The sequence below is a fragment of the Myroides sp. C15-4 genome (genome assembly GCF_050522745.1).
Lineage (GTDB): Bacteria > Bacteroidota > Bacteroidia > Flavobacteriales > Flavobacteriaceae > Flavobacterium.
This window is the reverse complement of the sequence record NZ_JBMVQX010000020.1, coordinates 20,361-46,529: the sequence shown is the minus strand read 5'-3', so window position 1 is coordinate 46,529 and position 26,169 is coordinate 20,361. Positions and strand designations below refer to the sequence as shown.

Annotated in this window: 27 protein-coding genes; 10 read left to right on the top strand and 17 right to left on the bottom strand. The window is 37.3% G+C overall.

All coding sequences use genetic code 11. The features are described 5' to 3' along the window. The first annotated feature begins 1 nt into the window (after position 1). On the top strand, positions 2 to 325 hold the full coding sequence (locus ACPDHL_RS10175; protein ID WP_430532657.1) for a response regulator transcription factor: 324 nt from the start codon (positions 2 to 4) through the stop codon (positions 323 to 325). A 106-nt stretch (positions 326 to 431) separates the two neighbouring features. Here the strand turns inward: ACPDHL_RS10175 and ACPDHL_RS10170 are convergent, their stop codons facing one another. Beyond that, complete coding sequence (locus tag ACPDHL_RS10170) at positions 432 to 1,250, bottom strand: hypothetical protein (RefSeq protein WP_430532656.1); 819 nt, start codon at positions 1,248 to 1,250, stop codon at positions 432 to 434. Positions 1,251 to 1,456: 206 nt separating this feature from the next. On the opposite strand from ACPDHL_RS10170, the gene ACPDHL_RS10165 reads away from it, so the two are divergent. Continuing rightward, positions 1,457 to 2,971, top strand: coding sequence for a hypothetical protein (locus ACPDHL_RS10165; protein ID WP_430532655.1), 1,515 nt, complete (start codon positions 1,457 to 1,459; stop codon positions 2,969 to 2,971). Between the two features lie 94 nt (positions 2,972 to 3,065). Here ACPDHL_RS10165 and ACPDHL_RS10160 read toward each other — a convergent pair whose 3' ends face one another. Further along, positions 3,066 to 4,049 (bottom strand): aminodeoxychorismate synthase component I, encoded by a 984-nt coding sequence (locus tag ACPDHL_RS10160; protein ID WP_430532678.1) that lies wholly within the window; start codon positions 4,047 to 4,049, stop codon positions 3,066 to 3,068. 39 nt (positions 4,050 to 4,088) lie between these two features. On the opposite strand from ACPDHL_RS10160, the gene ACPDHL_RS10155 reads away from it, so the two are divergent. Next, positions 4,089 to 4,667: an anthranilate synthase component II gene (locus tag ACPDHL_RS10155; RefSeq protein ID WP_430532654.1), complete on the top strand. Its 579-nt coding sequence runs from the start codon at positions 4,089 to 4,091 to the stop codon at positions 4,665 to 4,667. 155 nt (positions 4,668 to 4,822) lie between these two features. Further along, complete coding sequence (mdtD, locus tag ACPDHL_RS10150) at positions 4,823 to 6,250, top strand: multidrug transporter subunit MdtD (RefSeq protein WP_430532653.1); 1,428 nt, start codon at positions 4,823 to 4,825, stop codon at positions 6,248 to 6,250. Positions 6,251 to 6,309: 59 nt separating this feature from the next. Here mdtD and ACPDHL_RS10145 read toward each other — a convergent pair whose 3' ends face one another. The 7 genes from ACPDHL_RS10145 to msrA all read right to left on the bottom strand — a co-directional run bounded on the left by ACPDHL_RS10145 (position 6,310) and on the right by msrA (position 11,956). Beyond that, positions 6,310 to 8,577, bottom strand: coding sequence for a cation:proton antiporter (locus ACPDHL_RS10145; protein WP_430532652.1), 2,268 nt, complete (start codon positions 8,575 to 8,577; stop codon positions 6,310 to 6,312). Positions 8,578 to 8,693: 116 nt separating this feature from the next. Next, positions 8,694 to 9,404 (bottom strand): LytR/AlgR family response regulator transcription factor, encoded by a 711-nt coding sequence (locus tag ACPDHL_RS10140; RefSeq protein ID WP_430532651.1) that lies wholly within the window; start codon positions 9,402 to 9,404, stop codon positions 8,694 to 8,696. After that, positions 9,370 to 10,110: a sensor histidine kinase gene (locus ACPDHL_RS10135; RefSeq protein WP_430532650.1), complete on the bottom strand. Its 741-nt coding sequence runs from the start codon at positions 10,108 to 10,110 to the stop codon at positions 9,370 to 9,372. Before ACPDHL_RS10135 ends, ACPDHL_RS10140 begins: the two co-directional genes overlap by 35 nt. A gap of 70 nt (positions 10,111 to 10,180) precedes the next feature. Next, positions 10,181 to 10,378, bottom strand: a complete 198-nt coding sequence (locus tag ACPDHL_RS10130) for a hypothetical protein (RefSeq protein ID WP_430532649.1) — start codon at positions 10,376 to 10,378, stop codon at positions 10,181 to 10,183. 213 nt (positions 10,379 to 10,591) lie between these two features. Continuing rightward, positions 10,592 to 11,005: a hypothetical protein gene (locus ACPDHL_RS10125; protein ID WP_430532648.1), complete on the bottom strand. Its 414-nt coding sequence runs from the start codon at positions 11,003 to 11,005 to the stop codon at positions 10,592 to 10,594. A 110-nt stretch (positions 11,006 to 11,115) separates the two neighbouring features. Further along, positions 11,116 to 11,412: a hypothetical protein gene (locus ACPDHL_RS10120; RefSeq protein ID WP_430532647.1), complete on the bottom strand. Its 297-nt coding sequence runs from the start codon at positions 11,410 to 11,412 to the stop codon at positions 11,116 to 11,118. Positions 11,413 to 11,422: 10 nt separating this feature from the next. After that, complete coding sequence (msrA, locus tag ACPDHL_RS10115; RefSeq protein ID WP_430532646.1) at positions 11,423 to 11,956, bottom strand: peptide-methionine (S)-S-oxide reductase MsrA; 534 nt, start codon at positions 11,954 to 11,956, stop codon at positions 11,423 to 11,425. A gap of 146 nt (positions 11,957 to 12,102) precedes the next feature. Here msrA and ACPDHL_RS10110 point away from each other — a divergent pair, with 146 nt between their 5' ends. Then, positions 12,103 to 12,765, top strand: a complete 663-nt coding sequence (locus tag ACPDHL_RS10110; RefSeq protein WP_430532645.1) for an ABC transporter ATP-binding protein — start codon at positions 12,103 to 12,105, stop codon at positions 12,763 to 12,765. A 177-nt stretch (positions 12,766 to 12,942) separates the two neighbouring features. Continuing rightward, positions 12,943 to 13,701: a TIGR02757 family protein gene (locus ACPDHL_RS10105; RefSeq protein ID WP_430532644.1), complete on the top strand. Its 759-nt coding sequence runs from the start codon at positions 12,943 to 12,945 to the stop codon at positions 13,699 to 13,701. Positions 13,702 to 13,792: 91 nt separating this feature from the next. On the opposite strand, the gene ACPDHL_RS10100 is transcribed toward ACPDHL_RS10105, so the two are convergent. Beyond that, a complete protein-coding gene (locus ACPDHL_RS10100) occupies positions 13,793 to 14,443 on the bottom strand; it encodes a helix-turn-helix transcriptional regulator (RefSeq protein ID WP_430532643.1) in 651 nt (216 codons plus the stop codon). A 196-nt stretch (positions 14,444 to 14,639) separates the two neighbouring features. On the opposite strand from ACPDHL_RS10100, the gene ACPDHL_RS10095 reads away from it, so the two are divergent. Both ACPDHL_RS10095 and ACPDHL_RS10090 read left to right on the top strand, forming a co-directional pair. Beyond that, positions 14,640 to 15,263 (top strand): superoxide dismutase, encoded by a 624-nt coding sequence (locus ACPDHL_RS10095; RefSeq protein ID WP_430532642.1) that lies wholly within the window; start codon positions 14,640 to 14,642, stop codon positions 15,261 to 15,263. A 53-nt stretch (positions 15,264 to 15,316) separates the two neighbouring features. Next, positions 15,317 to 15,814 carry a DUF2480 family protein gene (locus tag ACPDHL_RS10090; protein WP_430532641.1) on the top strand — a complete coding sequence of 166 codons (498 nt, stop codon included), beginning with the start codon at positions 15,317 to 15,319 and terminating at the stop codon, positions 15,812 to 15,814. Positions 15,815 to 15,893: 79 nt separating this feature from the next. On the opposite strand, the gene ACPDHL_RS10085 is transcribed toward ACPDHL_RS10090, so the two are convergent. The 7 genes from ACPDHL_RS10085 to ACPDHL_RS10055 form a co-directional block, all read right to left on the bottom strand. Further along, entirely contained in the window at positions 15,894 to 17,435 is a 1,542-nt protein-coding gene (locus tag ACPDHL_RS10085; protein WP_430532640.1) for a serine hydrolase, read from the bottom strand. 150 nt (positions 17,436 to 17,585) lie between these two features. Beyond that, entirely contained in the window at positions 17,586 to 18,725 is a 1,140-nt protein-coding gene (locus ACPDHL_RS10080; RefSeq protein WP_430532639.1) for a fibronectin type III domain-containing protein, read from the bottom strand. Positions 18,726 to 18,908: 183 nt separating this feature from the next. After that, complete coding sequence (rlmF, locus tag ACPDHL_RS10075; RefSeq protein WP_430532638.1) at positions 18,909 to 19,817, bottom strand: 23S rRNA (adenine(1618)-N(6))-methyltransferase RlmF; 909 nt, start codon at positions 19,815 to 19,817, stop codon at positions 18,909 to 18,911. 194 nt (positions 19,818 to 20,011) lie between these two features. Next, positions 20,012 to 20,599: a TetR/AcrR family transcriptional regulator gene (locus tag ACPDHL_RS10070; protein ID WP_430532637.1), complete on the bottom strand. Its 588-nt coding sequence runs from the start codon at positions 20,597 to 20,599 to the stop codon at positions 20,012 to 20,014. A gap of 279 nt (positions 20,600 to 20,878) precedes the next feature. Then, complete coding sequence (locus tag ACPDHL_RS10065; protein ID WP_430532636.1) at positions 20,879 to 21,220, bottom strand: YciI family protein; 342 nt, start codon at positions 21,218 to 21,220, stop codon at positions 20,879 to 20,881. Between the two features lie 319 nt (positions 21,221 to 21,539). Beyond that, positions 21,540 to 22,439, bottom strand: a complete 900-nt coding sequence (locus tag ACPDHL_RS10060; protein ID WP_430532635.1) for a helix-turn-helix domain-containing protein — start codon at positions 22,437 to 22,439, stop codon at positions 21,540 to 21,542. A 119-nt stretch (positions 22,440 to 22,558) separates the two neighbouring features. Then, entirely contained in the window at positions 22,559 to 23,146 is a 588-nt protein-coding gene (locus ACPDHL_RS10055; RefSeq protein ID WP_430532634.1) for an HPP family protein, read from the bottom strand. A gap of 250 nt (positions 23,147 to 23,396) precedes the next feature. Between ACPDHL_RS10055 and ACPDHL_RS10050 the strand changes: the two genes are divergently transcribed. Both ACPDHL_RS10050 and ACPDHL_RS10045 read left to right on the top strand, forming a co-directional pair. Beyond that, positions 23,397 to 23,903, top strand: a complete 507-nt coding sequence (locus tag ACPDHL_RS10050) for a hypothetical protein (RefSeq protein WP_430532633.1) — start codon at positions 23,397 to 23,399, stop codon at positions 23,901 to 23,903. A 214-nt stretch (positions 23,904 to 24,117) separates the two neighbouring features. After that, on the top strand, positions 24,118 to 26,136 hold the full coding sequence (locus ACPDHL_RS10045; protein WP_430532632.1) for an ATP-binding protein: 2,019 nt from the start codon (positions 24,118 to 24,120) through the stop codon (positions 26,134 to 26,136). Positions 26,137 to 26,169 lie beyond the last annotated feature (33 nt).

Sequence of the window (26,169 nt, the reverse complement as noted above, 5' to 3'; positions counted from 1 at the left end):
ATTGTTCCAGTCTATTGGAATTCTCTCTCTTTCTACTGCGCGACAGGCGGGAAATATTGAGATTTATAGAAAGACGTCTGCCTATTCTTGGTTGTATGAGATCAAACAACGTCGTTGGGAAAAAAAGGTAAAGCCAATCTTTACAGCTAGAGAATTGAGTATCTTGCGTTTTTCTATTCAAGGATTTAGCATACAGGAAACAGCAAATTTACTGTGTCTTAGCTCAGATACCATTAAATTTCACCGCAAGAAGATTATAGCTAAATGTCAGGTTCATACGTTAACAGAAGCTATTCGCTATGCCATTGGACACAAGCTATTGTAAGTGATTCACTTCCAATTGTTTTCAAAATAACCTTGTTCACTTCCTGATTCGCTGCCTCCTTATAAAACACAAACTGCGTTTGTGCTTTATAGGACAGCACCAATACTTAAAAAAAGCGCTTAATCACGTGAAAGATTTGCAACACGTCATTAAGTGGATATTCCATCACCCCGTAATTGGCATTTCGACTTGACAACTGCAGCATTCCCGTTTCACTGTTGTAATACCCTATGTCTTTGTGTAAAAAATGTTCCTTCGTAACTAAAATAAATCCATACTTTGTTGATCGAAAGCCTCCTTGCCACAGGTCTTTATTAATTTCTCTTGCGAGTACTTCTGCGCCATCGGGCGTATCTTCAATATTTCCTCCATTCATTGTATCTCCAATAATTTCAAATGCCTGATAGTAACCCAACTCAAAATAATCAACACCAAACTCGCTACTAGCGAAATGTTGACGGAGCTGATTTACTGCAAGAAGATGCGAAACATACGTTTGATGAGCGGAAAATGGAATTTTGAAAACCTCGATATTCATTTTTCCACCTTGATAAAAGACAAACGTATTCCCGCGTTTGTTGTATAAAATTTCGGGTATTTCGCTTTTTGAACAATAGGTTGCATCATTTTCCAACAGTAAATTAATGCCTTTCATATGCCCTTTTACTACCTCATCTTGGACAATTTTGGGTTGAGAAAGAAATAAACTTCCCTCACCACTGAGCAACCATTTTCTATTCAAAATGGGCGCAAAAGTCACAAGCCTATTAATAAAACTCGTACTAATGTTCACTCGTCCGTTGATAATCTGAGAAAAAGAAGACTTTTTATATCCTAATTTCTGGGCTAAATCTGTATGGTTCTTAGCCAAACCTTCAAAAACCACCCATTTAATTGCTTCATTGAGGCGTTGAATTTTATCCATATATAAAGAATTTAATAAAAATATGCGAACTGTATATGTAATATTTTTGCAAAACCACAAACTTTGTTCGTACCTTTGTTTTTATACCTAAAAGACAAAAATAAATAAAATACATCAAAAAATAAGCACTAAACATAATAATTACGCAACAAAATAGAGTTATTTCAATAAAAATTAAAATTTCAAATATTTTAAAAACTATTATTATGAAGTCAAATCTACATTTTCAATCCGCACTCAGTTTTTCCTCCGATTTGGTACAAAAAGTGAACAATTGTATAGCTGAAAATCAATGCTACCTCATTTGGTTTAGTTCTGCAAGGGAATCAACACAGCTTCGCGTCCTTTGGTTATTTGTATCCAACAAGACTAAAACAGCTGTTCACTTTTCCTCTGCTTATAGCAAAACACTGTACAACGAGTATAACGTATTACTACTACTACTTGATGAACAAGACCTGACTGCACATCATACGTATGGCAATACAATTTTTAAAACGACCTTAACGCAAGACTGTGTTATTTATCAAAAAGCAGGTCATCCTTATCCGCATATTGTATATCAACCTTTCGAATCCTTTATCGCATTATATCGCGAGAAGCAAGCCTTGTTAACGCGTTATTGTCTCGATTTTGTAGCCTCTAAAATAAATGGAAGTACGCTCGCCTATTTGAAAGCATTAGAGTACAACTTTGAAGTCTTAGAGTTGCTGCTCTTAGGGGTGAAAAATACAAAAGATACTTTTACTACACGCTTGCTTATCTTGGAACGTCTGATCCCTCAGATGAAAACACTTTTTGTAAAATACAAGAATCAAACGTATTATATAATAGAACACTTAGGTGCTGATGATACTTGGATCCCTGCCCTACAAAAGATACAGCAAAAACTACAAGTGATTGTACTGGATGTCTTAGCGAAAATTGACCGTAAAACAAGTTTAATAACTCCAAAAACAACTAGTAAAAAGAAAAATACGAGTTCATTGAAGTACAAAGAAAAATTAGCACCTCTTTTGGAAACCAACCAAATTGAAGAAATCTACCAGTTTCATGAAACCTTATACTTGAAAGATAACAAACAAATTCGACAATGTTACCTCCTCGTTTTAATCAAAAAAAACAAGGGAAATAAATTACAACAAATCATGGAGGAACTTGCGACTAAAGATGCTGAATTTCACTTTACCATTCTCCTGCATACTAGGGCTTACATTCAAAATAACACCGATCTAGTTGCTGATTTTTTCAAAGCAATTTTAAAGTCTAACAAACGGATTTATTCCAGTGATTACTATCCGCAAATTCACTGGCCAAAGGACTGTTATCTCTCTGATCAAGACTATCCTAGCTTATGGAAAAAAAGCCTCGAAAAAACGAATAAAATGATTCAAACGGATTTACAAAAGCCTACGGGAGCCCTGTTTATCAGTACCTATCAGTTGCATCAATGTCTAGTAAGTAAGCTGCAACGCTATATTTTTCACCACCTCCACTATTTACCCCAAACCGTTCACTTAGATACCTTACTACAACTCGCCCTTTATGCCCAAAATAAAGAAGCTAAAACATTGAACAGCCTATATAGCCAATTGCGTCCGCTCTTGTTTATCTATACGGCAAAGAAAAAGGAAGAAAAAAAGTATAATTTGGTGTTAGATCCACCTTTAGTAGATTGCTTACAGCAGTTTTTCTCTACTATTGAGGTCTTAAAAACCTAAGAATAGCCCTTTTATATCCCTTTCTTTCACTGATACAAATCAACTTAGATTATAATAGGTCTTCCTACTATAATCTAAGTTTTTTATAGCTTTTCTATTTTATACCTGGATTAAATGGGATATACACTTTTTGCAAAAGTTCTTCGTATTCTTTTTGAGCGACACTGCCAAAAGTAATTCCCCCACCGCTTTTGTAAACAAATTGCTCGCCTTGTTGTTCTATAAATCGGATCATCACCGCTGTATCGAGGGTATCTCCAGTGAACAATCCGCAAACACCAGTATAGTAATTTCGAGCATAACCTTCTACTTCCTCAATAATTTGAACGGTTTTTTCTTTTGGTGATCCGGTGATTGATCCTGCGGGAAGTAGTTCGTTGAGTATATCTCCTATTGTATTTTGCCATCCTTCTTGTAGGTCACCACTAATTTGCGAGCTCATTTGCCACAATTCTCCTTTAGAGGTCGTTAATTTATCCAGATAGCGAAAGCGATCCACTTGTACCTTTTTAGCGACACGGTTTAAATCATTGCGAATGAGATCTACAATGGTATAGTGCTCTGCCGTTTCCTTTTCATCTTGGAGCAAGCGTTCTTCTGCTTGTGGGAGTGCAGCATCAATCGTTCCTTTCATGGGATAGGAATAAATTCGATTGGCGTTGATTTGGACAAAAATCTCAGGTGAAAAACAAACCAACTTATCCTTGATCCACAATTTGTACTTTGCTTTACTTGCATAAAAAACATCGGATAAGCTTCCATTCAAGGTAATTGGCGTTGATACTGTCAGGTTAATCAAATAGGTATTCCCTTTTTGGATTTGATCCATAACGCGATCAAATTTTTGCTGATAGGCAGGAAAATCAATAGGTTTCGCATGTAATTGGGGTTGTATGAATGCCGCAGTTTCTTCACAATTGGTCTGATGATTAAATTGATAGCGTATGGTATCAGCATCCAGTTCATCAAGGGGAATAACCTGTCCTAGTTCTCCTTTGTAGTCTACAAAAAATAAAAAAGGTTTTCTCGCCTTTCCCAATTCATTCATACTCGAGATAATCGTATCTTTGATGCCCATGTTTAATGCTAAATTAAAGGTCAAAAGTACAAATTGTTTATGAGCCAAAAGAAGGAAATTATAATTATCGATAATCGCGATTCATTTACCTACAATTTGTATCAAATTTTTGATGAGCACCCGCTTTGCAATATTACAGTGGTTTATAGCGATCAAGTCGACCTCGATGAGCTGGATCAATACGATCAATTGGTTCTCTCTCCGGGTCCTGATGTACCGCGAGCATATCCCATTTTATTTGAGATTCTGACGCGTTATGAAGATACCAAGCCCATTCTTGGTGTCTGTTTAGGACATCAGGCCATTGGCGAATATTACGGTGCCACACTCTACAATGTAGCCCGTGTTTTTCACGGTCAGACTCGAAGATTGGAGCTAGTAACTCCTGATTTGCTCTTTCAAAACGTGACAAATAATACACAAGTGGGACTCTATCACTCTTGGGCCTTAGCACACGACAATTTTCCTAAAGAATTACTGATTACAGCAATAAGCAATGATAAGGTGCTGATGGCTTTTAGACACCAAACGAAAAATATCCGAGGTATTCAATTTCATCCTGAGTCTTATATCACGACGGAAGGCAGACAAATGCTTGCCAACTGGATTGAGCAATAAACAACGTATTACACTATATGCCCCTTTTTTAAATTCCAAAAAAGCGGTCAAAAGCTATACTTTTTGCCTTATGAACCTAAATGTTATGCTAAAATATTGTGAGGCTGAATGTAAAATGGTAAATTCAGTTTTTAAATAGAAATGCATTTTTTTACATGGAAGCAGGAATAATACAAGACCCTAAAGTCCAAAAATATCTCCCCTATCTGGGTGCTTTAGCCATTTTTATGCAAGCCTTAGATGGTACAATCCTCAATACGGGACTTCCTTCGATTGCGAAAAGTTTAGGAGAATCTCCTTTGGAAATGCAGAGTATAATCGTATCCTATACCTTAACGGTTGCCTTGCTTATTCCGTTGAGTGGCTGGTTGGCTGATCGCTTTGGAACGAAGCGTATTTTTATTCTTGCCGTGGCGCTCTTCTCCCTGGGTTCTTTATTTTGTGCTTTATCTAATACTTTAAATGAACTGATCTTTGCTCGTATCTTTCAAGCTATTGGAGGCTCCATGATGGTCCCTGTTGCTCGTCTAACCCTGCTCTATGCCTACCCCAAAGATCAACTGCTTAAAATTATCAATTTCATTACGATTCCCGCTTTAATTGGTCCGATGTTAGGACCTACTGCCGGTGGTTTTTTAGTGGAGAAATTATCTTGGCATTGGATTTTCCTTATCAATTTACCTGTGGGGATTATTGCCATTCTAATGGCGCGTCGTATTATCCCCAATTTTACGAATAAAGTTGAGCGTTTTGACGTCTTAGGTTGGATCTTCTTCAGCGGTGGATTAACGATGCTTACCTTAGTAATCGAACGTTGGAATTCGCCCAGCCTAGGTGCTTTTCAATTGATTGCTCTCTTTGTTTTGGCCTTGCTATTAATCGCAGCCTATGTATGGTATGCCAAAAAGTGTCCTCATCCTTTAATTAAGCTAGAGCTATTTAAAATCAAAACTTTAAACATCGGACTTATTGGAAATTTAGTCACGCGCTTTGGTATTGGCGGGATGCCGCTGATGATTCCGCTTCTCTTGCAACTCGGCTTTGGTTATTCTGCTTTTTATGCGGGTTTAATGATGATTCCTCAAGCCTTATCCAACCTGATATCAAGAAATTTTGTCGTGCCAATTGTCAAGCGTTTTGGTTATAAAAAAACACTAGTCTTCAATACTATAGCCACGGGGATTCTCATTAGTCTCTTTTTCTTTGTCAATGAAAACACCCCCTTTTTTATTATCATTTTTTTGATGATCTGCAATGGTGCTTTTAATGCCGTACAATTTACTTCGATGAACACCATTTCCCTGGCAGATCTAGATAACAATACCTCTAGCGATGCCAATAGTTTGCTTTCTGTTACACAACAATTGGCCATTAGCTTGGGAATTTCCATTTCTGCTATGTTCTTGCAACTCTTCCGAAATAGTGCGCTTGATACGCCTGAGCATCCAACGGCAGTATTCAATTATACGTTTTTAGTCATGGGGGTTTTAACCATCCTCTCAAGCACAGTTTTTATGAAGCTCAATAAAAATGACGGTGCAAGTTTATCGGGTAACCAAGACTATGAATCGCCTAAAAAATAAACCTCAAGCCAAAGACTTGAGGTTTCTGCAAATTAATATAAAACAACATAACTAACTAGTTATACGGATTGCATCAATAACATAGAGGGTGCGTGATTTAACCAGATACTTCTGGTTTCGATCAACTTCTTCCAACTGTCTAAGGTAATCAGCATCAAGTCGAATTCTTCAATGAAATCCTTGGATACCACCTTATTGCTTACGATGCGAATATGATTCGGCTTATATTGTTCAATCAGCCTTATATTTTCTTTAAATTCTGTATGATTCTCCAACTCCCCTGTAGCATCCAAAATAGACACCTGTACTTCATTATTGCGAATCATTTTTTGTGCATAGGGCAATAGTTTTAAATCGCCTTTGCTAAAAATAGGTAAGAATACGTGTTCTAATTTTTCAAAATCCTTGTTGATCAAGATTCCCAAAGGCACTTTTGTACGATTCATAATCTGCTGCGTACGGGCATTAAACCACGAATTTTCAAACAATTTTTCGCGTCCTGTTACTTTATTTAACAACACATCAGGGTTAATTATTCGCGTGGTAAATCCCAAAATATTTCCCAGTACTGAACCGCGATAAATAGAGTATCCCATTTCGATCAGCAGTAAATCACAAGTTTCTTGATGAACCATACTCACCACATCACTTTCAATGTCATTGGATACTTTGTAATAGGTTTGTACTTCTTGGTCCATTTCTGTGGATTGTTCTTGTACTGCTTCAAAGATTTCCTCTTCATAATCTTGCGTATTAAAAGAGTTGAGTTCTGCACTATCAATCATGTGCATGGCTGTAATTCGCGTATCAGCACTTGATTTTCCTGTAAAAGCATTGGCTAATTTCATCAAGGGAGCTAAGCTCAACTTATTTTCAAAAAACAAGAACACTTGATACTTTCCAATGACCACACCTTTATGCTGAGGTTCATCGCCTAAAGGTCCAAATATTTTAGCGATTAGATCGAGTAAGGGTCCTGTCATAAAGGTAGTTGCGAGTGCCATAATCACCATCATAGCAAATACTTCCCCTGTCATTACGCCCAAATCAAAACCGATATTCAAGACGATGAGTTCCATTAAACCACGGGTATTCATCAAGGCGCCAATGGTCAAGCTATCCCGCCAACTAATCCCAACGAATTTCGCCGTTATCGCACTTCCGATAAACTTTCCTACTGTGGCTACTAAAATAATTAATCCCGTAATTTTCCATAAATACGGTTCGTTTAGTAAGCCAATTTCGGTTCTCAATCCGGTATATACGAAGAATAAGGGCAAAAATAGCACAACAGCAACGTCTTCTACTTTTTCGATGAAGATGTTTCTAAACTTCATATTATCAGGCATGATTGCTCCTGTCATAAAGGCCCCGAATAAAGCGTGAATTCCAATTACTTCCGTACAATAGGCAGAAATAATTAACGTCAACAAGAAGATGGCTACGGTTCCCTTGGTCAATATCTTACTACTGCCTTGGTATTTTGCAATTCGCGCTAAGAAAGGGCGAACGAGTTTAAGCATCACAATTACATAAACAATAGCAAGAGCAATAATATACAAGGAGCTGACAAAACTACCTGCTTGTACAATTGCAATTACAGCGGCTAAAATACACCATGCAGTGATGTCATCTGCTGCTGCACATGTAATAACAATCGTACCAATTTTCGTTTTTTGCAGGCCTCGTTCTTGTACAATCCGCGCCAATACAGGAAAAGCGGTAATACTCATCGAAATTCCCAAGAACAATCCAAACGACAGAAAATCAACACCATCTGGGGCAAAAGATTCAAATATATAATAGGCTAAAGCCATTCCTAAGGCAAACGGGATCACAATACTTGCATGGCTAATGAGCACGGCATCATGGGCCTTATTTTTAAGGATTTTAAGATCAAGTTCCATTCCAATCACAAACATGAAGAGAATCAAACCAATTTGGCTTAAAAAGCTTAGATTTCCTAGAGATTGTGTTGGGAACATCACGGCAGAAAACTCTGGAAAGTACGTTCCAACAAGAGAAGGTCCCAGGGCAATACCCGCAATAATTTCACCAATTACCGAAGGTTGTCCAATTTTTTTACAGATCCAACCAAAAACACGAGCAACCAAAACAATGGTAACAATTTGTGCTAAAAGTAGAGCTAATGGACTTTCTAAGTTGTGAATTAAGGTTTTAATAAAGTTTTCCCAAGCCGTATGATCAGAAACGATAGCTTTGGTGTCTACTTCTAATTTAGAGCCTTGGGTAACTACCCAGTAAATTAAAGCGGTACATCCACCGATAATAGAAACATAGAGGAGGGAATTCCTATACTTTGACATAATCGTTAAGGTTTATTATTTCAGAGACAAAACTCCAAAATATATAAACTCCAACCTGTGCTACTGGGTTGAAAACAAGCTTTCCTGTAATGAAAGGCTAAATTCTTGTAATGAAACTAAATCTTGTCTAAGAAATCGGTTTTAAAGGTCACTCCTAAAGTGAGTTCAAGGGGTTTTCCTTGCTCGGTTAACAGTTGCGTTGTAATCAGATCATGTCCGAAAAAACGCACAATTTTAAGGGCAATAATTTCTCGTTTATTGATGCGACAAAACTTAGTTGCAGGTAAAACCTCCACAAGTTTATCTAGCGAAATATTCTTTGCAATTAACTGTTGTCCCCCTTCTAAAAAAATTTCTTTATCTCGTCCATCGCTTTCACATGTTTTAATATAAAGAATATCTTCGAATTGCAGAATTGCTTTTCCCTTATTGGAATTAATCGTTAAAGACACATTGAGTTCAACGGGCTTCAATTGACGCATGGCTTTTTGTACTGCACGCTGTAGACGTTCTTTTTTAATGGGTTTAGCGATATAGTCAATGGCATCGACTTCAAAGGCATCTAGGGCAAATTCCTTATAGGCGGTAATAAAAATTACGCCTTTATTTACCAAGAGTTGAGCTACACTTAGTCCGTCCATTCCCGGCATATTAATATCGAGAATAGCCACATCAAAATCTAAAGTAGATGCCTCTTCTAAAAAAGCAACGGGGTCATCGAATACTTTAACGACTTCAATCTCGGCGATTTGTTCGCATAACATCTTTACATATTTCAGTCCTAATAACTCATCATCTAAGAGTATACATTTTAGTTTTGAACTCATTCAAATTAATTTTTAAATGCATGGAATGCACTTGATCATCTTCTGATTTTTCTAACTTATAGTATGGGCCATAAATCAAATGAAGGCGTTCGCGCAAAGCGGATAAGCCGTAGCCTCCTTTTTCTTTTCTCAGCGAAGCTTTAGAGGATTTCTTATTGGAAACCACTAAATCAAACTGTCCCTTTTTCAATTTAAATAAAATAGTAATAAAAGCGTCATTTCCTGTTAAATCTGCATGTTTAAAAGCATTTTCTATTAACTCCACACAGATTAATGGCGCGACTAAGTCTTCGCCATACAGCGCTTCTACTTCGCCTATATTCGAACGGACATCTAAGCGAAAAAGGGGATTGAGTTTAATCTTATTAATGTCAATTAAACGCATAGCAAATTCGTGCTCTTCTTTTAACGTTACGAGTTTGCGTTGACTATCGTATAAAATATAATCCAAGACTCCTGCCATTTTATCTAGCGCATAGTAGGTTTGATAAGCATGGGACTGGATTGAATTTAGAATATTTTTGAACAAGTGTGGATCCAATCTCGATTCCAAATTTTCTAATTGCAAATACTTCAACTTGGTGTCGAATAATTCCTTTTCTTTCTCAAAAGCAACACGTTGTTTGTTGTAATTAAGTAAAAAATACAACAGAATGCCAATTATGGCTAACAGGAGAACAATGATGAATAGATACAAATATTCCATAACCTTGTTTTAGTAGCGCTTTTTGTTTTTAGGTGTTTTCATCTTGGGTATTCCTCCAAAAGCAGTTGGTCTACCTATACTGTAATGCAATAGGATAAGGATCAACAGCTAGATGCACCTTTCGTATAGCAACAAACAAATGTACAGTTTTATTGGTAAAGTACACTTTTATCTGAGGAGTAATACGGTTACCTGTTACTGGTTGTGAGACAATATTTGTTTGGGTATGATAGCTCATGTGTCCATAGTGAATCCGTAGTGAGTCCATAGTGAGTCTATTAAAACAAGGCTTTTTAATAGACTCACTATGGACGCATCCTACAGGAATTACGCTAGCATGTAAAAGAAAACTAGTACAAAGGGCAGGCTAACCTTCTTGATATAAGCCCATTAACAGGCTTATACACCAAACAAAGAGGGTGCCCTTTTGGGACACCCTCTTCTCACAAGTATACTTGTTATGTCTTATTGCGCTATGAGGTTAAAACTCAATTTTAGCAATTTTAAAATCGTCTCCTCTTTTAATTAAATGGAATTTTTCAACGGCTGTACTTTTTTCATATTGTACATCATATTGAAAATCGAATTCTTTTATTTTTTCTTTTTTGTTCTCCTCCGTCATATCTCCTTCTCTAAACACCGCTTTTACGATATGTCCAAGTTCACCTTCACGTTGTTTCAATTTATTAAAAAACTCCGTTTCAGAGGTAGTTTTAAAGAAATCTTCGTCTAGATATTGCTTTAAATCATCATACTTTTCTTCTCCTAAATTATAATAGTACCATCCTATTAATGTCTTCCCTGCATTCTCATCCCCCAAAGCCCTACTGTTTTTTGTTTCTTTACAACTTACAAATAGGAAAATGCTACAAATAATCACAATTAAGTTTCTCATAAAATATGGTTTATAGTTAATCAATCCTTTCTCACTCCTTTGCTTAGTAAAGGAAGCACTTTAAAGTTAAGAAAAATTTATGATTTTAACAAAATAAAAAACAATATTTATTAGAAACTTTTCTTCTGAAAATAATAGGTATATACCCAAGTTAATGTAAAGGTTGGAATAATATCCAATCCTGGGGATATTTCCTCAATAAAATTGACGATTGCCCCTACTTTTCCAATCTTTCCAGGGTACATTTTCGCTAGAATAAAAGCGGAAATTGGCGCCCAAATCACATCGGTAAATTCGCCTAATCCCGGCAACAAATAACTCGCCATTCCTAGGAGATCAAGGAATAACCCTGTGATAAGTTGCCTTCTTTTAATTTGGCTGGCTCGTATTTGTTCTTCTTGCGTCATCTGTTGTGTATTATTCTTTCAGCTTAGCTGCATAATTCTTTTTAAACTTCTCTACCTTAGGTTTAACAACCAGCTGACAATATGGGTTCTCTGTCCCTTTTCGCTCAAAATAATTTTGATGGTAATCCTCAGCAACATAAAAAGTAGACGCTGGACTTACCTGGGTAACAATCGGCTGATCAAATACTTTTTCATCTCGTAAAATCCCAATATACTCTTCGGCAGCTTGTTTTTGTGCCTCATCGAGGTAGAAAATTTCACTTCTGTATTGTGTTCCTACATCCTCTCCTTGTCGGTTTAAGGTTGTTGGATTATGCGTGGCAAAGAAGATCTCCAATAACTCATTATAACTCACTTCATTTTCATTATAGGTGATTTCTATCGCTTCTGCATGCCCTGTTTCTCCAGTGCACACTTGCTCATAGGTTGGGTTTTCATTTTTACCTCCAATATAACCAGGTAAAGCTTCCTCTACTCCTTTTAAACTTTTGAATACGGCTTCTGTACACCAGAAACACCCACCCGCTAGTATTGCTTTTTTCATGTACTTTTTACTTTTTTCACTAACATTTCAGAAGTCTAAGTTATTAATTATCGGTGGAAGTTATGATTGTTTTAAAATATTTTTCTCTTTTTAATTTTTAATTGAACCAAAACATTGTTATTTTGTATCCGATCAAAAACAACAGTATGATACGAGCGACGAATATTAGAAAATCTTATGACCAACTAGAGGTTTTAAAGGGTGTTGATCTTCACATTAAGGAAAGGGAAATCATTTCTATTGTGGGGGCATCAGGTGCTGGAAAAACAACACTGCTTCAAATCTTAGGGACATTGGATAAACCTACTATTCAACCCAACAGCTCGCTCTTTATCCACGATACGGATGTACTGCAGTTGAACGATAAAGAAATTTCGAAATTTCGAAACCTCAATTTGGGATTTATCTTTCAGTTTCACCAATTACTTCCCGAATTTAATGCCCTAGAAAACGTGTGTATTCCCGCTTATATTGCAGGAAAGGACAAGAAAGAAACGGAACAAGAGGCCAAGAAATTATTGGATTATTTGGGAGTTTCTCATCGCGCGCACCACTACCCGTCTGAATTGTCTGGTGGTGAACAACAACGCGTGGCCGTAGCTAGAGCCTTAATCAACAAACCCAAAGTGATCTTTGCTGATGAACCTTCTGGTAATTTAGATACCAAAACTGCAGAAAACCTACATAATCTCTTCTTTCAATTGAGAGATGAATTCAATCAAACCTTTGTCATTGTTACCCACAACGAGGAATTAGCTGATATGGCCGACCGCAAGTTGGTGATGACGGATGGGGTGATCAATCCTTAACATGCTTTATTAACAGTCTTTTTTTAAAGTCTGCGTTTTCTTCTTGTATTCCACTGCTTTTACCCTTCGTTTGAGCCTAAGTAGTCTGTGGTAGTTTTTGAGCTATCACAAGCCCCCTACTCTTTCAATCCAACAAATTTTAGTTATTCTTCCCAATAATTCCCTAGCTTTGTCCTTATGAAGCAACATGAACTCAAAGAATTTTTAGACGAAAAGGTAGTCTTGTACAACAATCCCTCTTTTATTGTGGATGATCCTGTACAAATTCCTCATTTATACACCCAAAAAGAAGATATCGAAATTGCGGGTTTTTTAAGTGCAACCATCGCTTGGGGCAATCGAAAAATGATCATTAAAAACGCACATAAAATGATGGAATTAATGGGCAATTCTCCTTATGATTTTGTCATGAATCACAATGAAGATCATTTAGATGCTTTAGAAGGCTTTGTACACCGTACTTTTAACAGTATTGACTTGGCTACTTTTATTCAAGCGCTTCAACACATTTACCTCAACCACGGAGGTTTAGAAGCTGTGTTTAGCGATTCGGCTTTTCCCTTACAGGAGCGTATTTCGAAGTTTAAAACGATATTCTTTGAAATTCAACACCAATCGCGTACCCAAAAACACATCTCAGATCCGTTAAAAGGGTCGGCGGCGAAAAGGATTAATATGTACCTCCGTTGGATGGTCAGAAACGACAACGCAGGTGTTGATTTTGGGTTATGGAAAGGCGTATCGCCTAGTGAGTTATCTTGTCCACTCGATGTGCATTCTGGCAATATGGCGCGTAAGTTAGGCATCCTAAAACGCACCCAAAACGATGCTAAGGCGCTTTTGGAATTGGATACGGCTTTGCGTGAACTCGATCCTCTTGATCCTGTAAAATACGATTTTGCGTTGTTTGGTTTAGGGGCGATTGAGAAGTTTTAAGATGAGTGAGACGATGAGCAAACCACGCGAAGAACCACACAAAATAAGATTCCTCTCATTTAGTTTATATTTTGTTTGGTATTCGATGCATCTAGACTGCTTTTCGATTTCCCTTCTCTATTCTCGTAATCTTATACGTACAACGTTGTGCACCATCTAGGATGTAATCGATACGTTCGGTTTGGTAGTCCTCACCGATGAGCTGTTTAAAGTTTTTGAGTTCACTGCGGCAAAATCCTTGACATGCCGTTGCGGCAGCACATATGGGACAATGATTTTCAATCAGATAGTAGCTACCATCGGCTTCCTTTTTCCATTCAGCCATATACCCCTCTTGAGTGCGTATATTGGTAAGCCGCTCCAATACCTCCTCGAGTGATTTTGTGGTACCAATGGATTCCTCGTAATGTGAATAAACCTTCTTTTCGCGATCTGTAATCAATAAATCAAGGGCATTTTCCCCAAAGAGCCTGCGGATGGACTGAATCATCTCCATCGTAACCTGAGCATGCGAGTCGGGAAATTTAGCTAAGCCAGTACTTGTTAAAGAATAGTAGGCTACTGGTCTGCCTACACCTTCACTTTTGGCTTCTACCTGTACTGCGTTTTCCTTTACGAGTTTTTGAACATGTAAACGCGCACCTTCCTTTGTAATACCCAATTCATCAGCGAGTTCTGCTGCACTTGCCGTACCGCGCATTTTCAGTTGCATCAATATTTGATCTGTAGCACTCTTTTTCATTTACCAAACAAAATGTTGTTTTATTAATCAAACAAAGGTATCTTTTTTTTGCCAATTTACACGAGTTCCCCTATACAAATTGACATAAAGCAGTTTATATACGCTGGTTCCAAAAACAATAAAACAAGTAAAAACTTGGTTTATTAAAAATTACCCGTACTTTTGTCTTCAGATTTTAATTCAAAAAATAGAAACCATGAGTACATTTAATTTACCTACACTTCCCTATACCTATGATGCCTTAGAGCCTCATTTCGACAAAGAAACGATGATGATTCACCACAGCAAGCATCACCAAGCTTATGTAACGAACCTAAACAATGCATTGGCGGGTACAGCCAATGAAACAAAAGCATTAGAAGAATTACTAGGTGAGATAAGCACGCATTCAGCAGCTGTGCGAAACAACGGCGGTGGGCATTTCAACCACAGCTTGTTTTGGAGTCTTTTATCCCCTACACCCAAACAAGCTCCAGAAGGCGCACTAGCGGCTCGTATCACGGAAACTTTTGGCAGTATGGAGGCACTAAAAGCAGAAATTACCAAAGCGGGAATGGGTCAATTTGGATCGGGATGGTCATGGCTTTATGTAAAAGCAGATGGATCTCTTGCTGTTGCAGGAACACCTAACCAGGACAATCCTTTAATGGATGTCAACCCCACTCAACAAGGCTACCCAATTTTAGGGGTAGATGTATGGGAACACGCCTATTACTTACAGTATCAAAATAGAAGAGCCGATTATCTCGATGCGTTCTGGTCTGTATTAGACTGGTCTGTTGTTGAAAAAAACTACGAGCTCGCGCTTTCCAAAATGTAATAATGTCGGCGCCCTGTAGCTCGATACAAGGCGCTCTTTTTAAACAATATACGATGCATACCGATCCTATACACAACAAAGTAACTGCTTCGGGTATTATTGCCTTTGATTTATTGGCGTATAAACCCACAATCGAAGTCGTTGGACTAGACCTTAAACAATTGCTTTATATGGAGATGATCATCAAAGAGAAGGAATTCAGAATTGCACTCGCTCAACTTGATTTTAACTCATTTCGCGAAAAAGCAGTGGCTGTTTATTGCTCTGTTGATGCGATTATTCCCCAATGGGTCTATATGGTGATTGCCGATAAGCTAGCTGATCAAGGGGTTTACTTTAAGTTTTCCTCAGTGGATGCACTAGCACTCGAATTATGGGAAATGCAAGTACAGCAAGCGGAAGTTTCTCCTTTTCAAGATCAAAAAGTCGTGGTTCGAGCCAATCCCGATATTCCAGATTCGCTTTATATCGAAGCATCTAAGGTGCTCAAACCTGTGGTAAAATCCCTATTATACGGTGAAATTGGCATGCCTAAAGTGATTTTTAAATAACAATTTCTTTTTATACTACCTAAAAAAAGAGCATTCTAGTTTACAATAGAATGCTCTTTTATATTGGGCTTCGCCCCTACTATTTTCTTTGTGTTATTTCTTCTATAATGCGTTTGGCATTTTCATTCGTTGGATCTAAATCCAACGCCATTTGATAATGGAGTAATGCCTTGTCATACTGCTTATTCATTAGGCAAATTTCACCTAGACTATCGTATAAATTAGCCTTGTCTTCATCGAGTAAAAGGGCGAATTCGACTATTCGAATGGCTTGATCAAACTGTCCTTCTCCTGCTAATTCATAGGCATAGTTGTTAAGAGAAAATGAGTCTGCGATATACTGTTCTTTCTTGTCTTTCAATTGCCTATATAGCTTAGCTCCTTCCTCAAAATTCGCTGCAAAATCAGGCGCTAATAAGGACACTAAATTAACTTTAGGATATTGAATAAGCGCTGTTTCTAGTTTGTTATACAGGGTGCCCCAATCCTCCTGAGCGGCTTCAGCCGTATCATTCATCATTACAATCATCCCGTAATTCGAATCTGGGCAAATGAGGATTCCACTCTGTACTCCATTGGATGTTCCCGTTTTTCCGTGATACGCCCCTTCTTTTTGTCCATAGCCCACATCCCATAAATACCCTTTGTCATCGCCTTCTATTTCATCTTCAAACAACAAACGCGCCGCTTCTTGTACAAAGGGCTCCTTACTCTCTAACTGAAATCGCATAAAGGTAATTAAATCAGGCAATGTACTTAACATTCCATGTGATCCACCTAATAGCGGATTTTTGAGTAAAGGAGCGACCTTTCCTTCTTCGTTAAAACTAACGGCTAATTCTTGTTTATGCTGATCATACGCATACAAATAGGTTTGATTCAATTGTAAATCCTCCAAGAACTCTCCTAGGAGTACGCGGTAAGGCTTCCCATATACTTGTTCTAAAGCATAGGCGATTAATTCCGGTCCTACAGAGCTGTATTCGTATACCGTTCCCGGTTTCGTTGTCACTTCAGCGGTTTTTAATTCCGTTAATAAATCTGCCATCGAATATGCAAAAGGCCTATTTTCATAGTATCCTTCCCTTACTTGTTGAAAAATATGATCCAACTGCTTTGGGTTTTTATCTTTTAATCCCAAGGTATGGGTCAAGGCGTTTTGGATGGTAATGGGTGCTCCTTCAAAAGTCAGATCAGGATAAGCGCCGTTTAAATACAAACGGATATCATCCTCCAATTTTAGCTTGTGCTCCAATACAGCTTTAGCTGCTAATGAACCGACAAAGACCTTAGAGATCGAGGCAATTTCATATAGGGTTTGATCCGTAGGCTTTTGCTGTGTTACAGGATTTAAGGTTCCGTAATACTGATGGTAAACAGCACCGTCTTTATACACTGCTATAGCCAAAGAATGGATGTTGCCCTTGCTCAACGTTTGATTGGCATAGACATCTACCAGCTGACTCAGCTTCAAAAAAGCAGTCGGGTCTGGTTTGGGTTGTTCTTGACGGGTAAATACCCCTTGCTTTTTAGGATTGGCATAGGATAGCGGAATGGAATACACACTCCCCACCAAGGGCAAGAGGAAAAAGATTAACACTAGGATTGCTTTGTTTTTCATCTTTTAAAGATACATTTTTTTGTTAAAAAACAGTTTGTATCTCTTAAAAATCACAACCTATAGGGAAAATAAAAAACGGCCAAAAAAGAGTGTCTTTTTTTGAGCCGTTCTATTATTTATTTTATCTTTTCAGTACTTATATATCTAGGATTAAGGAGTAATCCCTTCACATACAAACTCAATTTTATTGCTTTCAACATATCCACCATCCGCTAATCTCACTTTATACTGTACATAGTATGTTCCCTCAGGAAATAGATTGGTATAGTATTGAATCTCCATCCCTTGTAAACTCGTATAATCCTTGATGAAATCAACGATGTATCTATTAACAAACACCTCGAAGGTATTTAATTTAGATATGGGTCTTGCATCTCCTTTATTATTGGATACATCTAAAAAAACCGTTTGTTGATCCTCTTTATAAAAAACTAAAGTAGAAGCAACGGCTTCAATATGATCATCACATTTCGTTATTCCATAATGCACATAATCAAACATTCGTCCTGTGATTATTAATGCAGCATAGCCATTTTTCTTTGCTACGTAAATGCGCTCCAAATTTGGTGTAATATTTTCTACAAAGAAACCAGGACCTAAATTATATTTTAAATTATTATAAATACTAAGTGGTACATATCTATTTTGCTCGTAATCATAGAATCCTTTATCGAAAAACGAACCAAAATAATAATCCATTTTATCTCCTATTTTAAAACCTAAATACGTGATTTTCGGCATTGAACTATCAATAAACACATCATCAGGTACAGTAAACGTAAACGATTTTTTATCTTCTCCTATCCTTGTATTCACCTTAATACTGTCAGTTAATGTGTGGTTCAACAAATACATATCAATATGATCATGTTGAATTTGATCTTGGGTATAAAGCGTATAACTGCGTTTTGTTTTGATTTCACGTCGTTCAAAGGAACAAGACGTTTCTTTTCGTATTCTTTGATAATCAAGCTCAATAGCTTTAGTTGTCACCCTAATTACAGGCGTAACATACTTCTCGTTGGCAATTCTAAACTCATAGGTTTTTCCAGGTTTTAAACCGCTAACTACTGTTGACTCTTTCTTCGCTTTGGTAAATATAGTTTCTCCTTTGGCGCGATATTCCATCCAGCTCACTGCACTATTATATCTACTAGAAATTCTCACGCGATCCACGCCAATATGCGTTACGTGGATTTCTTGTGTGGATAAATCCTCATACCCATTATCCGAAGATTGACAATTTAGTAAGAACAGACTTAAAATAGTTGATAATAAAACTTTTTTCATTGCTTAATTTTTATTTTTTCGCTAAACTACCAATTAATTTAACATAAATTAAATCAGTCAAAACAAAAAACAAATAGATACTTTGTGTTTCAAATCTAAAATTGCTCTCTTATAAACACAAATAAAGTCTATAAAACCAATGATTTATGGACTTTGTATGGCTAAATAATCTTAGTTCAACTTTTAATAACGCCAAGCCAATATGCGACTTACTTTATTGCCTTGTTCCATGGTAATAATGCGTACTTCTGCTGCTTCAGAACGCTTGAGTAGGGCTTGCAAGGGCTTTAAATTATCCTTGTTGGAAACAAGCGTGGTATACCAAACGGCATTGCGTTTAAAGTGTTTACTCTCATAGATATAGTTGGTAATAAACGCCTTTTCACCTCCTTCACACCACAATTCATTGTTCTGACCACTGAAGTTTTGTACGGGTTTACCTACAACTTCTTTCCCCAGATTGCGCAGCTTTTGTGTGGTTTTAGCCAAAACCTCTGCTCGAGAAGAAAAGAAAGGCGGGTTGCAAATCACCAAATCAAAGTACTCTTTGTCCCCCATTATATTTTTTAAAATATTTCGCTTACTCAGTTGTTGGCGCAGGGTCACTTTGTTTTTGAGGTGAGGATTATTAGAGACAATATGCTGTGCCGTTTGCAAGGAAACTACATCAACCTCTGATCCCACAAAATCCCAACCATACGTTGCCACTCCAATAATTGGATAAATCACATTGGCACCAATCCCTAAGTCCAATACTTTTACTCCGGCTCCAGTGGGAATTTTACCTCCATTGCCTTCCGCTAATAGATCAGCGATATAGTGAATATAATCGGCCCGTCCAGGAATAGGTGGACATAGATTCGTCTTGGGCATTTCCCAATACGTCATCTTGTAATCTTTCATCAAAATCGCCTTGTTGAGCAATACAACGGCTTCTGGAATTGCAAAATCAATAGTATCTACGCCTGATGGATTTTTGCGAATAAAAGCTCCTAATTCGGGCACAACAGCTTTGAGCTGATCAAAATTATACAGCTCTTGATGCTTGTTGCGTTCGTGTAACTTCTTTTGTTTTTGCTTAGCGTCTTTCATTATCTCAATCTTTGTTACAAAATTAGACTATTTATGTGGTTATTTCGACTTACCCCAAGGCATAGTTTGGCAACCCTCCTACTTATTTTAGTCCTCTTTTCCCCAAAGCCTTAAAAAACAACAGCTAATCCTCCCCTTGATACGGACTAAAAAAGTCTCCATAGTAGCTGTCACAGCTCCCATGGAGACAACAACTAAACAAAATAAGTGGTACGAAGGACTTCAAATTCTTGTTGTCCTTTGTCTGTTAGTATCGTATTTAAAAATAAGGTTATCGAAGACTCCTTGAGACTAATACAATCAAAAATGCTCAAAAAAGGAGAGGTAATCAAGGTAAAAAACGTCCACAGGGCAAAATCAACCTCCAAATCGCTCTTGTAATAGCCTTGCTTTACGCCTTTTTTGAAGTTATTCTTGAGATAGGGGCTAATTTTTTTGACCAAAAATCCCTGTTGTTTGTGCTCCACTTTTTTATAAAAGGCACTGTATTCTTCCGCATAGGGTAAAAAACTAAACTGAATAATTCGCTCCAACTGCTGTGCGATCTCCAATACTTCTTTCACACAAGTTCCCTGTTGGGCTTTTTGCTGAGACAATTCCTCTAATACACTCTGATTCAACTCTTTTACACAGCTATCAATCACTTGTTCTTTGGACGTAAAATGTTGATAGATGGTTTTCTTTGAAATACCCAAAGCAAGTGCTAAATCATCCATTGTCGTTTTTTTAAATCCATGTTTAGAAAAAAGCGCAAAGGCTTTTTCTCCAATCTGTTTTTTCATCTTCTTTGTTTTTTTTACAGGTTGTTCAACACCAAGCTCCGAATCTTTTATCCTGTATTACGTGCTTTGTTTTGGTCTAGCCTAAAAAAAACACAAGAACAATACAAGTAAAGTTCTTGTGCACAACGTAAAAGCATATAATTACACTGAAAAAATACCGAAGTAAAACCTGTTTTTATGCTGGTATCAGAAGGTGAACCTACAACTACTTGCATCAGAAATAAGCGAATCAAGTAATTTTAGACCATGCAAAATAGCTGCGGTGCCCCTCCTCATCTTTTATTCCATTTGTTTGATTTCACGAACTTCTATACTCCCCCCTAGTTTAAAGATGGGGTTGAGCTTTGCAATTTCAATCGCTTCCTCAATATTCTTCGATTTGATGATCATAAAACCACTGATAAACTCCTTTACTTCTACAAAAGGACCTGGTGTCACAATTTCATTTTCAAATACCGTTTTCGCTTCAGATTGAGCGAAGGGTAATATCGTACCTTGGTAAACCAATTTCTCTTCTTTTTCAATCGCTTTTAACCAATTGGTTCGTTCAGAAACTTGTGCTAAAGAAGAAACAAAATCATTTTTATCTTGCAATCGAAGAAACAAAGCAAAATCTTTCATATCCATTATTTTTATAGAAATTTTATCGCGTATTTCGAATCACAACAAGCTTGTTCATCCATTTTGTACGATTACAATAAGTTATCCTAAATCGCTTGTAGTCCAAGCTTATACCCTCGTTTATTATCGCTTCTACTTTGTAGTGTAACAACGGACAACTCCTTGGATTCACAGCCATACCGTTGCGTTATTGTGATTTTTAACAAAGCAAAATTCAACAAAAAAAGGGCGTTAAAAAAGATTGATTTAGGTCAAAAACTGTTCAAAAACACGCTTTTGAACGAAGATATTCGTAAAAGTAAGTGTTGAGATCCGCCACTTATCTTCTATTTTTTTGGTAAACCTTGGGAGAACAACCTACATTGCGCTTAAAAAAAGAGCCAAAAAAAGAAGGGGTGCTGAAATGAAGTGTCTCAGCAATTTCTGATATACTCAAGGTCGTTTTGAGCAACAAGAGTTGCGCTTCAATAACAATCGCATTATTGATGTGTTGTCCCATGGTTTTTCCTGAAACTTCCTTGACGATCTTTGCCAGATAATTCTCCGATATACACAAGGCATCCGCATAGAACTGAATCTGTTTCTCTGTTCTAAAATGCTCTTGCAATAGCGCTAGAAACTGTAGTGTTAAACTTTCTTTACGCGGTGGATTTTGAATGCTTGTTTTTTCATTGGATTGATAACAGACAACCAATTCAGATAAGAAAATGCTAAATAGCGCGGCCACAACTTCCATCACTTGTTCTGTTGGCGGTTGCTCACCGTAATTTTTTAATCGAATTAATTCACATAATCCCACTAATGTTGCCTCTTGATCGCCGATTAAGTTAATCTTTTTTACCTGATTGGCAGCCAACAAACCATAGATATCCTTGTCTCTTTTCATCTCTGAATGCGTCAAGGCAAAGGCTTTATCAAAGCTAATTACGACAAAATCAATATCTTCACTGAAGGTCTTGAAAAACAGCACCATATCAGGAGCGATAATGACAATGGAATGGGAGTCAATCGTATAATCCACGAGATTAATTTGCACCTCAATATACCCTTGTTTCACCAAAAGCAAGGTATATCGATCATACTTATAGGGATCTTTGAAGGGATTAGGGGAAAAATACTTGCGAAAACTCACATATATTCCGCGGTCAATATCTTCCAATTGCAACAATTGCAAAATATCTCTAGCCGTGTAATTCGGTATTTCTTTTAATTGTTCCATAACAAGCCAACGCAACTAAATAAAGAGCTAAAGTACACTTTAGATTTTACAAAAAACAGTTGTATTTGAACTAATTTCACAGCGGTGTTCGCGATGTTTCCCATTAAAGCAAGGGTAAACTAACGCATTCTCTTCTTGCGCAACTTGTGTATGCGAATAAACGATTTTACGGGATATTGACGTTTATGTGGGATATTGTTGAAAATCAAAGCGGCAATAAACAAGAGAGTAACTCCTGTGAGTACAGGAGAAAATACATAGGCATACCCTAATTGAGTAATGCTACTTCCCCCCGTTACTGCAATCAAAGCCGTTGCTCCTCCTGGTGGATGAAGGGCCTTAGCCATTTGCATGCCTATGATGGATAACGATACTGCCAAGGGCGCCGCAATCCAAATGTAGTTGCCTAACAATTTGAAAATCGTTACCCCAATAATTGCCGAAATAAGATGACCGAGAAACAAGTTCTTCGGTTGAGCCAAAGGGCTACCAATTGCACCGTAAATCAACACACAACTCGCACCAAAAGAACCAATTAACAAGGTGAGATCATATTGTGAAAAGGCTTCGAAGTGCAGGTAGCAAATCGCTCCTAAACCAACAAAAGATCCAATAAACGCCCAAAAATGTTCTTTAAAATCTACCAGCGTTTCTTTGTATAACAAATAACGGGTTCTACGGTATACTTTATTTTTTTTGATTGACATTGGCTCGAGTTTTTACTGGGTGCAAATATATCACATCTAAGCAGTAAAAGACTACATTAAACCAAGAAACCTTGTAGGAATCCGGTCTTTTTTATTTGCCCCTTGTGGACTTTTTCTAACCCCCTATTTAGCTAGGCTAAAAAAGAATGCGCAATTAGCACTAATCTACACCAACCTAATATCTATTTTGTTTATATTTATAACTCGCTTTTCGCGAAATAAATAAACGCTCCCTTATCCCTTCCTTACCATGCAAACCAACAAAAAAAAGAGTAGTGAAATTATATATTGGACGCTCCTATTTATCTTAGCCTTCTCCATGATAGTCTATGGTCTTGCCAAACCCATTCAATTCCAAGACTTTGGAACCTCAACAAGTTCACAAGTTTCCGAAGGACACCAAGTAATGTGGACCTTTTACAGCTATACAAAGGGCTATCCTATTGTCATTGGTCTTTTTGAAGTAATTGGTGGTTTCGCCCTTTTCTTTAGGCGAACGCGACTCTTTGGTTTGCTTTTGCTGTCTATACTTCTACTGAATATTATCCTTCAAGATTACTTTTATGATATTTCGGCCATAAAATCAGCGATATTCTATCAACTAATAGCATTAGTCCTCTTAGCCTACGACTATAGAAAAATACAAATTATCGTTCGAGCGTTGTTTACGCCAACACAGAAAAAGCCTAAATGGTTGTATCTCGCTATCGCTTTTGTCCTTGCTATCGCATTGAAGTATATCGAAACAAAAATCTAGTCGTCAACTTCCCTTAAGCCCTATTTAACTCTACCTAAGGCCTGTCAACAAGCGAAAACACGCTCCTAGTCCTGAGGCAGGTCCAACTGCATTAGTTAACAAATTCAACTCCTTGCATGAATTATATCAAATATAAAAACAACAATTCTTCTATTTAAGTTAATTATTCATCAAAACTTAATTACATTTACCTTTCTCTTTTTTCTTTTTTACTATGAAAAACAATGTGCTAATCTATCTCTTCCCCCTTTTTATTATTTTTAGTTTAACGCATTGTACAAAACAGCAGCTAACTACGCCCACCGATATTGATCAATTATATGCCCTATATTACAACAATGCCTATAAAGATAGCCTTGCAAAAACACTGGCCCCTCAAGTAGCCTATGCACTCCGTTTATCCAATACAGCGGCAAATCGAAAAACCATTGATAGTACCTTACAACTACTTCGTTGGACGATGGACTCTGTTAATTTCAACAAACTAGCACACAAGAGTATTCACTATGCTACTAGCAAAAACGACTGGTACTTATTAGCTAATACGTACAATAATATGGGAATGTATTACCACGATGGTTATCAATTAGACAGCACCTATTACTACTACATCAAAACGGAAAATATTTACAAGGAACTACACGATTCCATTAAAATAGGAGAAACAAAGTTTTACCAAGCGCGTTTGCTCTTTGAAATGGGTTTACTTCTGGAAAGTGAATCGAAGGTGGCTCAGGCGCTATTGCTTTTAAACAAATACCCACGCAATCCAGTAAATTTTGAGGCCAATCAATTGATGGGATTGTGCTTAATGGAACGCAAGAACAACAAAGAGGCAGAAGTATACTTCAAAAAAGCGGTGGATCAAATCTTACTCGACCTCAATAAAAACAAAGTACTCGATACAAAACGCGTAAAAATGGCACTTGGCAATGCATATGGCAATTTAGCAGAAGCTTGTTACAATCAAAATAAATTTTCTCAAGCCAAATCCTATGCATTAGAGGGACAAAAGTACGTAGATGAAGAGACGCCCATCATGGTGGTCTCATTTCTGCGCAATACTTTAGCACAATGTAACTATCGGTTAACCGCTGACAGTAGATACATCTTAGAAGTGCGTCAGAGTTTTCGAGACGATTCTATTTTGGGCCATGCTTTTCGCATGCATTATACCGCAATGAATCTCGCCCAACTCTATAAGTTGGAGCATCATCCTCAAGAATCCAATCGATGGGCTGCCGTAGCCTATGATAATGCAACGAAGCACAATGTGCTCCCCCAACAAATAGAAGCGCTAGAATTTTTGTTGACCCATGAAGAATACCAGCAAAAAAGTAAGGTCGTTGAACTCATCCAACTCCGACAAGCCTTAACCGATCAAGAAAATAAAACGCGTAATACGTTTTCGCGCATTGCTTATGAAACTGAAATTATTGAAGCGGAAAACGACAAGCTTAGAGAAATGATGTTGACCCTTATCATCCTTGGTGCCAGTTCACTTTTTGTCCTGCTTCTCAGTGTCTTTCGCTTTCAACTCAAAATTAAAAACAAAGAACTTCAACTCATTAAAGCCCAACGAAAAGCCAATGAAAGTATTGATGAATTAATTATTGAGCGCAATCTAATTTCATTGGATATCAAAAAAAAGGAGCGCAATCGAATCGCCCAAAACCTACATGATGGTGTAGTCAATAGTATTTTTGGTATTCGCTTTCACTTGCAACTGTTAGAAACACCCGATACAAAAACCAAAGCGCTCTTAATCCAAGAGCTACAAAACTTAGAAAGCAGTACGCGCGATATCTCGCATGCATTAGTAGAACATCCTTTATTCAATGAAAATCAATTTGAACAATTGGTTTCTGATCTCGTCTCCTTTCAAATAAATACTTGGAATACAAAGTTTTCGGTAAGTTATGATCCCCTCATTAACTTTGAATTACTTCCTGTAAATACAAAAATAAACATATACTATATTTTACGCGAAGCCATTCAAAACGTCAACAAATACTCCAAGGCTACGCATTGTACGATTGACTTTGTTCTACAGGAACACAAGATAAAATTCACTATTCAAGACAATGGAATTGGTTTTGATAAAAAAGAAACTAAGGGCATGGGGATATCGAATATGTTTGAACGAGCCGAACAGATTGAAGCGACAATGCAGTTGCATTCCTCTTCTGCTACAGGTACTACCATTACCTTACTAATTGATTATCCTTACTAAACTCCTTCCCACATGTTGAAAGACATCCATAGT

Coding starts and splice junctions, on each gene's coding strand:
- ACPDHL_RS10170 (WP_430532656.1), bottom strand. CDS start 1,250: ATGGATAAAATTCAACGCCTCAATGAAGCAATTAAATGGGTGGTTTTT.
- ACPDHL_RS10165 (WP_430532655.1), top strand. CDS start 1,457: ATGAAGTCAAATCTACATTTTCAATCCGCACTCAGTTTTTCCTCCGAT.
- ACPDHL_RS10160 (WP_430532678.1), bottom strand. CDS start 4,049: ATGGGCATCAAAGATACGATTATCTCGAGTATGAATGAATTGGGAAAG.
- ACPDHL_RS10155 (WP_430532654.1), top strand. CDS start 4,089: ATGAGCCAAAAGAAGGAAATTATAATTATCGATAATCGCGATTCATTT.
- mdtD (WP_430532653.1), top strand. CDS start 4,823: ATGGAAGCAGGAATAATACAAGACCCTAAAGTCCAAAAATATCTCCCC.
- ACPDHL_RS10145 (WP_430532652.1), bottom strand. CDS start 8,577: ATGTCAAAGTATAGGAATTCCCTCCTCTATGTTTCTATTATCGGTGGA.
- ACPDHL_RS10140 (WP_430532651.1), bottom strand. CDS start 9,404: ATGAGTTCAAAACTAAAATGTATACTCTTAGATGATGAGTTATTAGGA.
- ACPDHL_RS10135 (WP_430532650.1), bottom strand. CDS start 10,110: ATGGAATATTTGTATCTATTCATCATTGTTCTCCTGTTAGCCATAATT.
- ACPDHL_RS10130 (WP_430532649.1), bottom strand. CDS start 10,378: ATGGACTCACTACGGATTCACTATGGACACATGAGCTATCATACCCAA.
- ACPDHL_RS10125 (WP_430532648.1), bottom strand. CDS start 11,005: ATGAGAAACTTAATTGTGATTATTTGTAGCATTTTCCTATTTGTAAGT.
- ACPDHL_RS10120 (WP_430532647.1), bottom strand. CDS start 11,412: ATGACGCAAGAAGAACAAATACGAGCCAGCCAAATTAAAAGAAGGCAA.
- msrA (WP_430532646.1), bottom strand. CDS start 11,956: ATGAAAAAAGCAATACTAGCGGGTGGGTGTTTCTGGTGTACAGAAGCC.
- ACPDHL_RS10110 (WP_430532645.1), top strand. CDS start 12,103: ATGATACGAGCGACGAATATTAGAAAATCTTATGACCAACTAGAGGTT.
- ACPDHL_RS10105 (WP_430532644.1), top strand. CDS start 12,943: ATGAAGCAACATGAACTCAAAGAATTTTTAGACGAAAAGGTAGTCTTG.
- ACPDHL_RS10100 (WP_430532643.1), bottom strand. CDS start 14,443: ATGAAAAAGAGTGCTACAGATCAAATATTGATGCAACTGAAAATGCGC.
- ACPDHL_RS10095 (WP_430532642.1), top strand. CDS start 14,640: ATGAGTACATTTAATTTACCTACACTTCCCTATACCTATGATGCCTTA.
- ACPDHL_RS10090 (WP_430532641.1), top strand. CDS start 15,317: ATGCATACCGATCCTATACACAACAAAGTAACTGCTTCGGGTATTATT.
- ACPDHL_RS10085 (WP_430532640.1), bottom strand. CDS start 17,435: ATGAAAAACAAAGCAATCCTAGTGTTAATCTTTTTCCTCTTGCCCTTG.
- ACPDHL_RS10080 (WP_430532639.1), bottom strand. CDS start 18,725: ATGAAAAAAGTTTTATTATCAACTATTTTAAGTCTGTTCTTACTAAAT.
- rlmF (WP_430532638.1), bottom strand. CDS start 19,817: ATGAAAGACGCTAAGCAAAAACAAAAGAAGTTACACGAACGCAACAAG.
- ACPDHL_RS10070 (WP_430532637.1), bottom strand. CDS start 20,599: ATGAAAAAACAGATTGGAGAAAAAGCCTTTGCGCTTTTTTCTAAACAT.
- ACPDHL_RS10065 (WP_430532636.1), bottom strand. CDS start 21,220: ATGAAAGATTTTGCTTTGTTTCTTCGATTGCAAGATAAAAATGATTTT.
- ACPDHL_RS10060 (WP_430532635.1), bottom strand. CDS start 22,439: ATGGAACAATTAAAAGAAATACCGAATTACACGGCTAGAGATATTTTG.
- ACPDHL_RS10055 (WP_430532634.1), bottom strand. CDS start 23,146: ATGTCAATCAAAAAAAATAAAGTATACCGTAGAACCCGTTATTTGTTA.
- ACPDHL_RS10050 (WP_430532633.1), top strand. CDS start 23,397: ATGCAAACCAACAAAAAAAAGAGTAGTGAAATTATATATTGGACGCTC.
- ACPDHL_RS10045 (WP_430532632.1), top strand. CDS start 24,118: ATGAAAAACAATGTGCTAATCTATCTCTTCCCCCTTTTTATTATTTTT.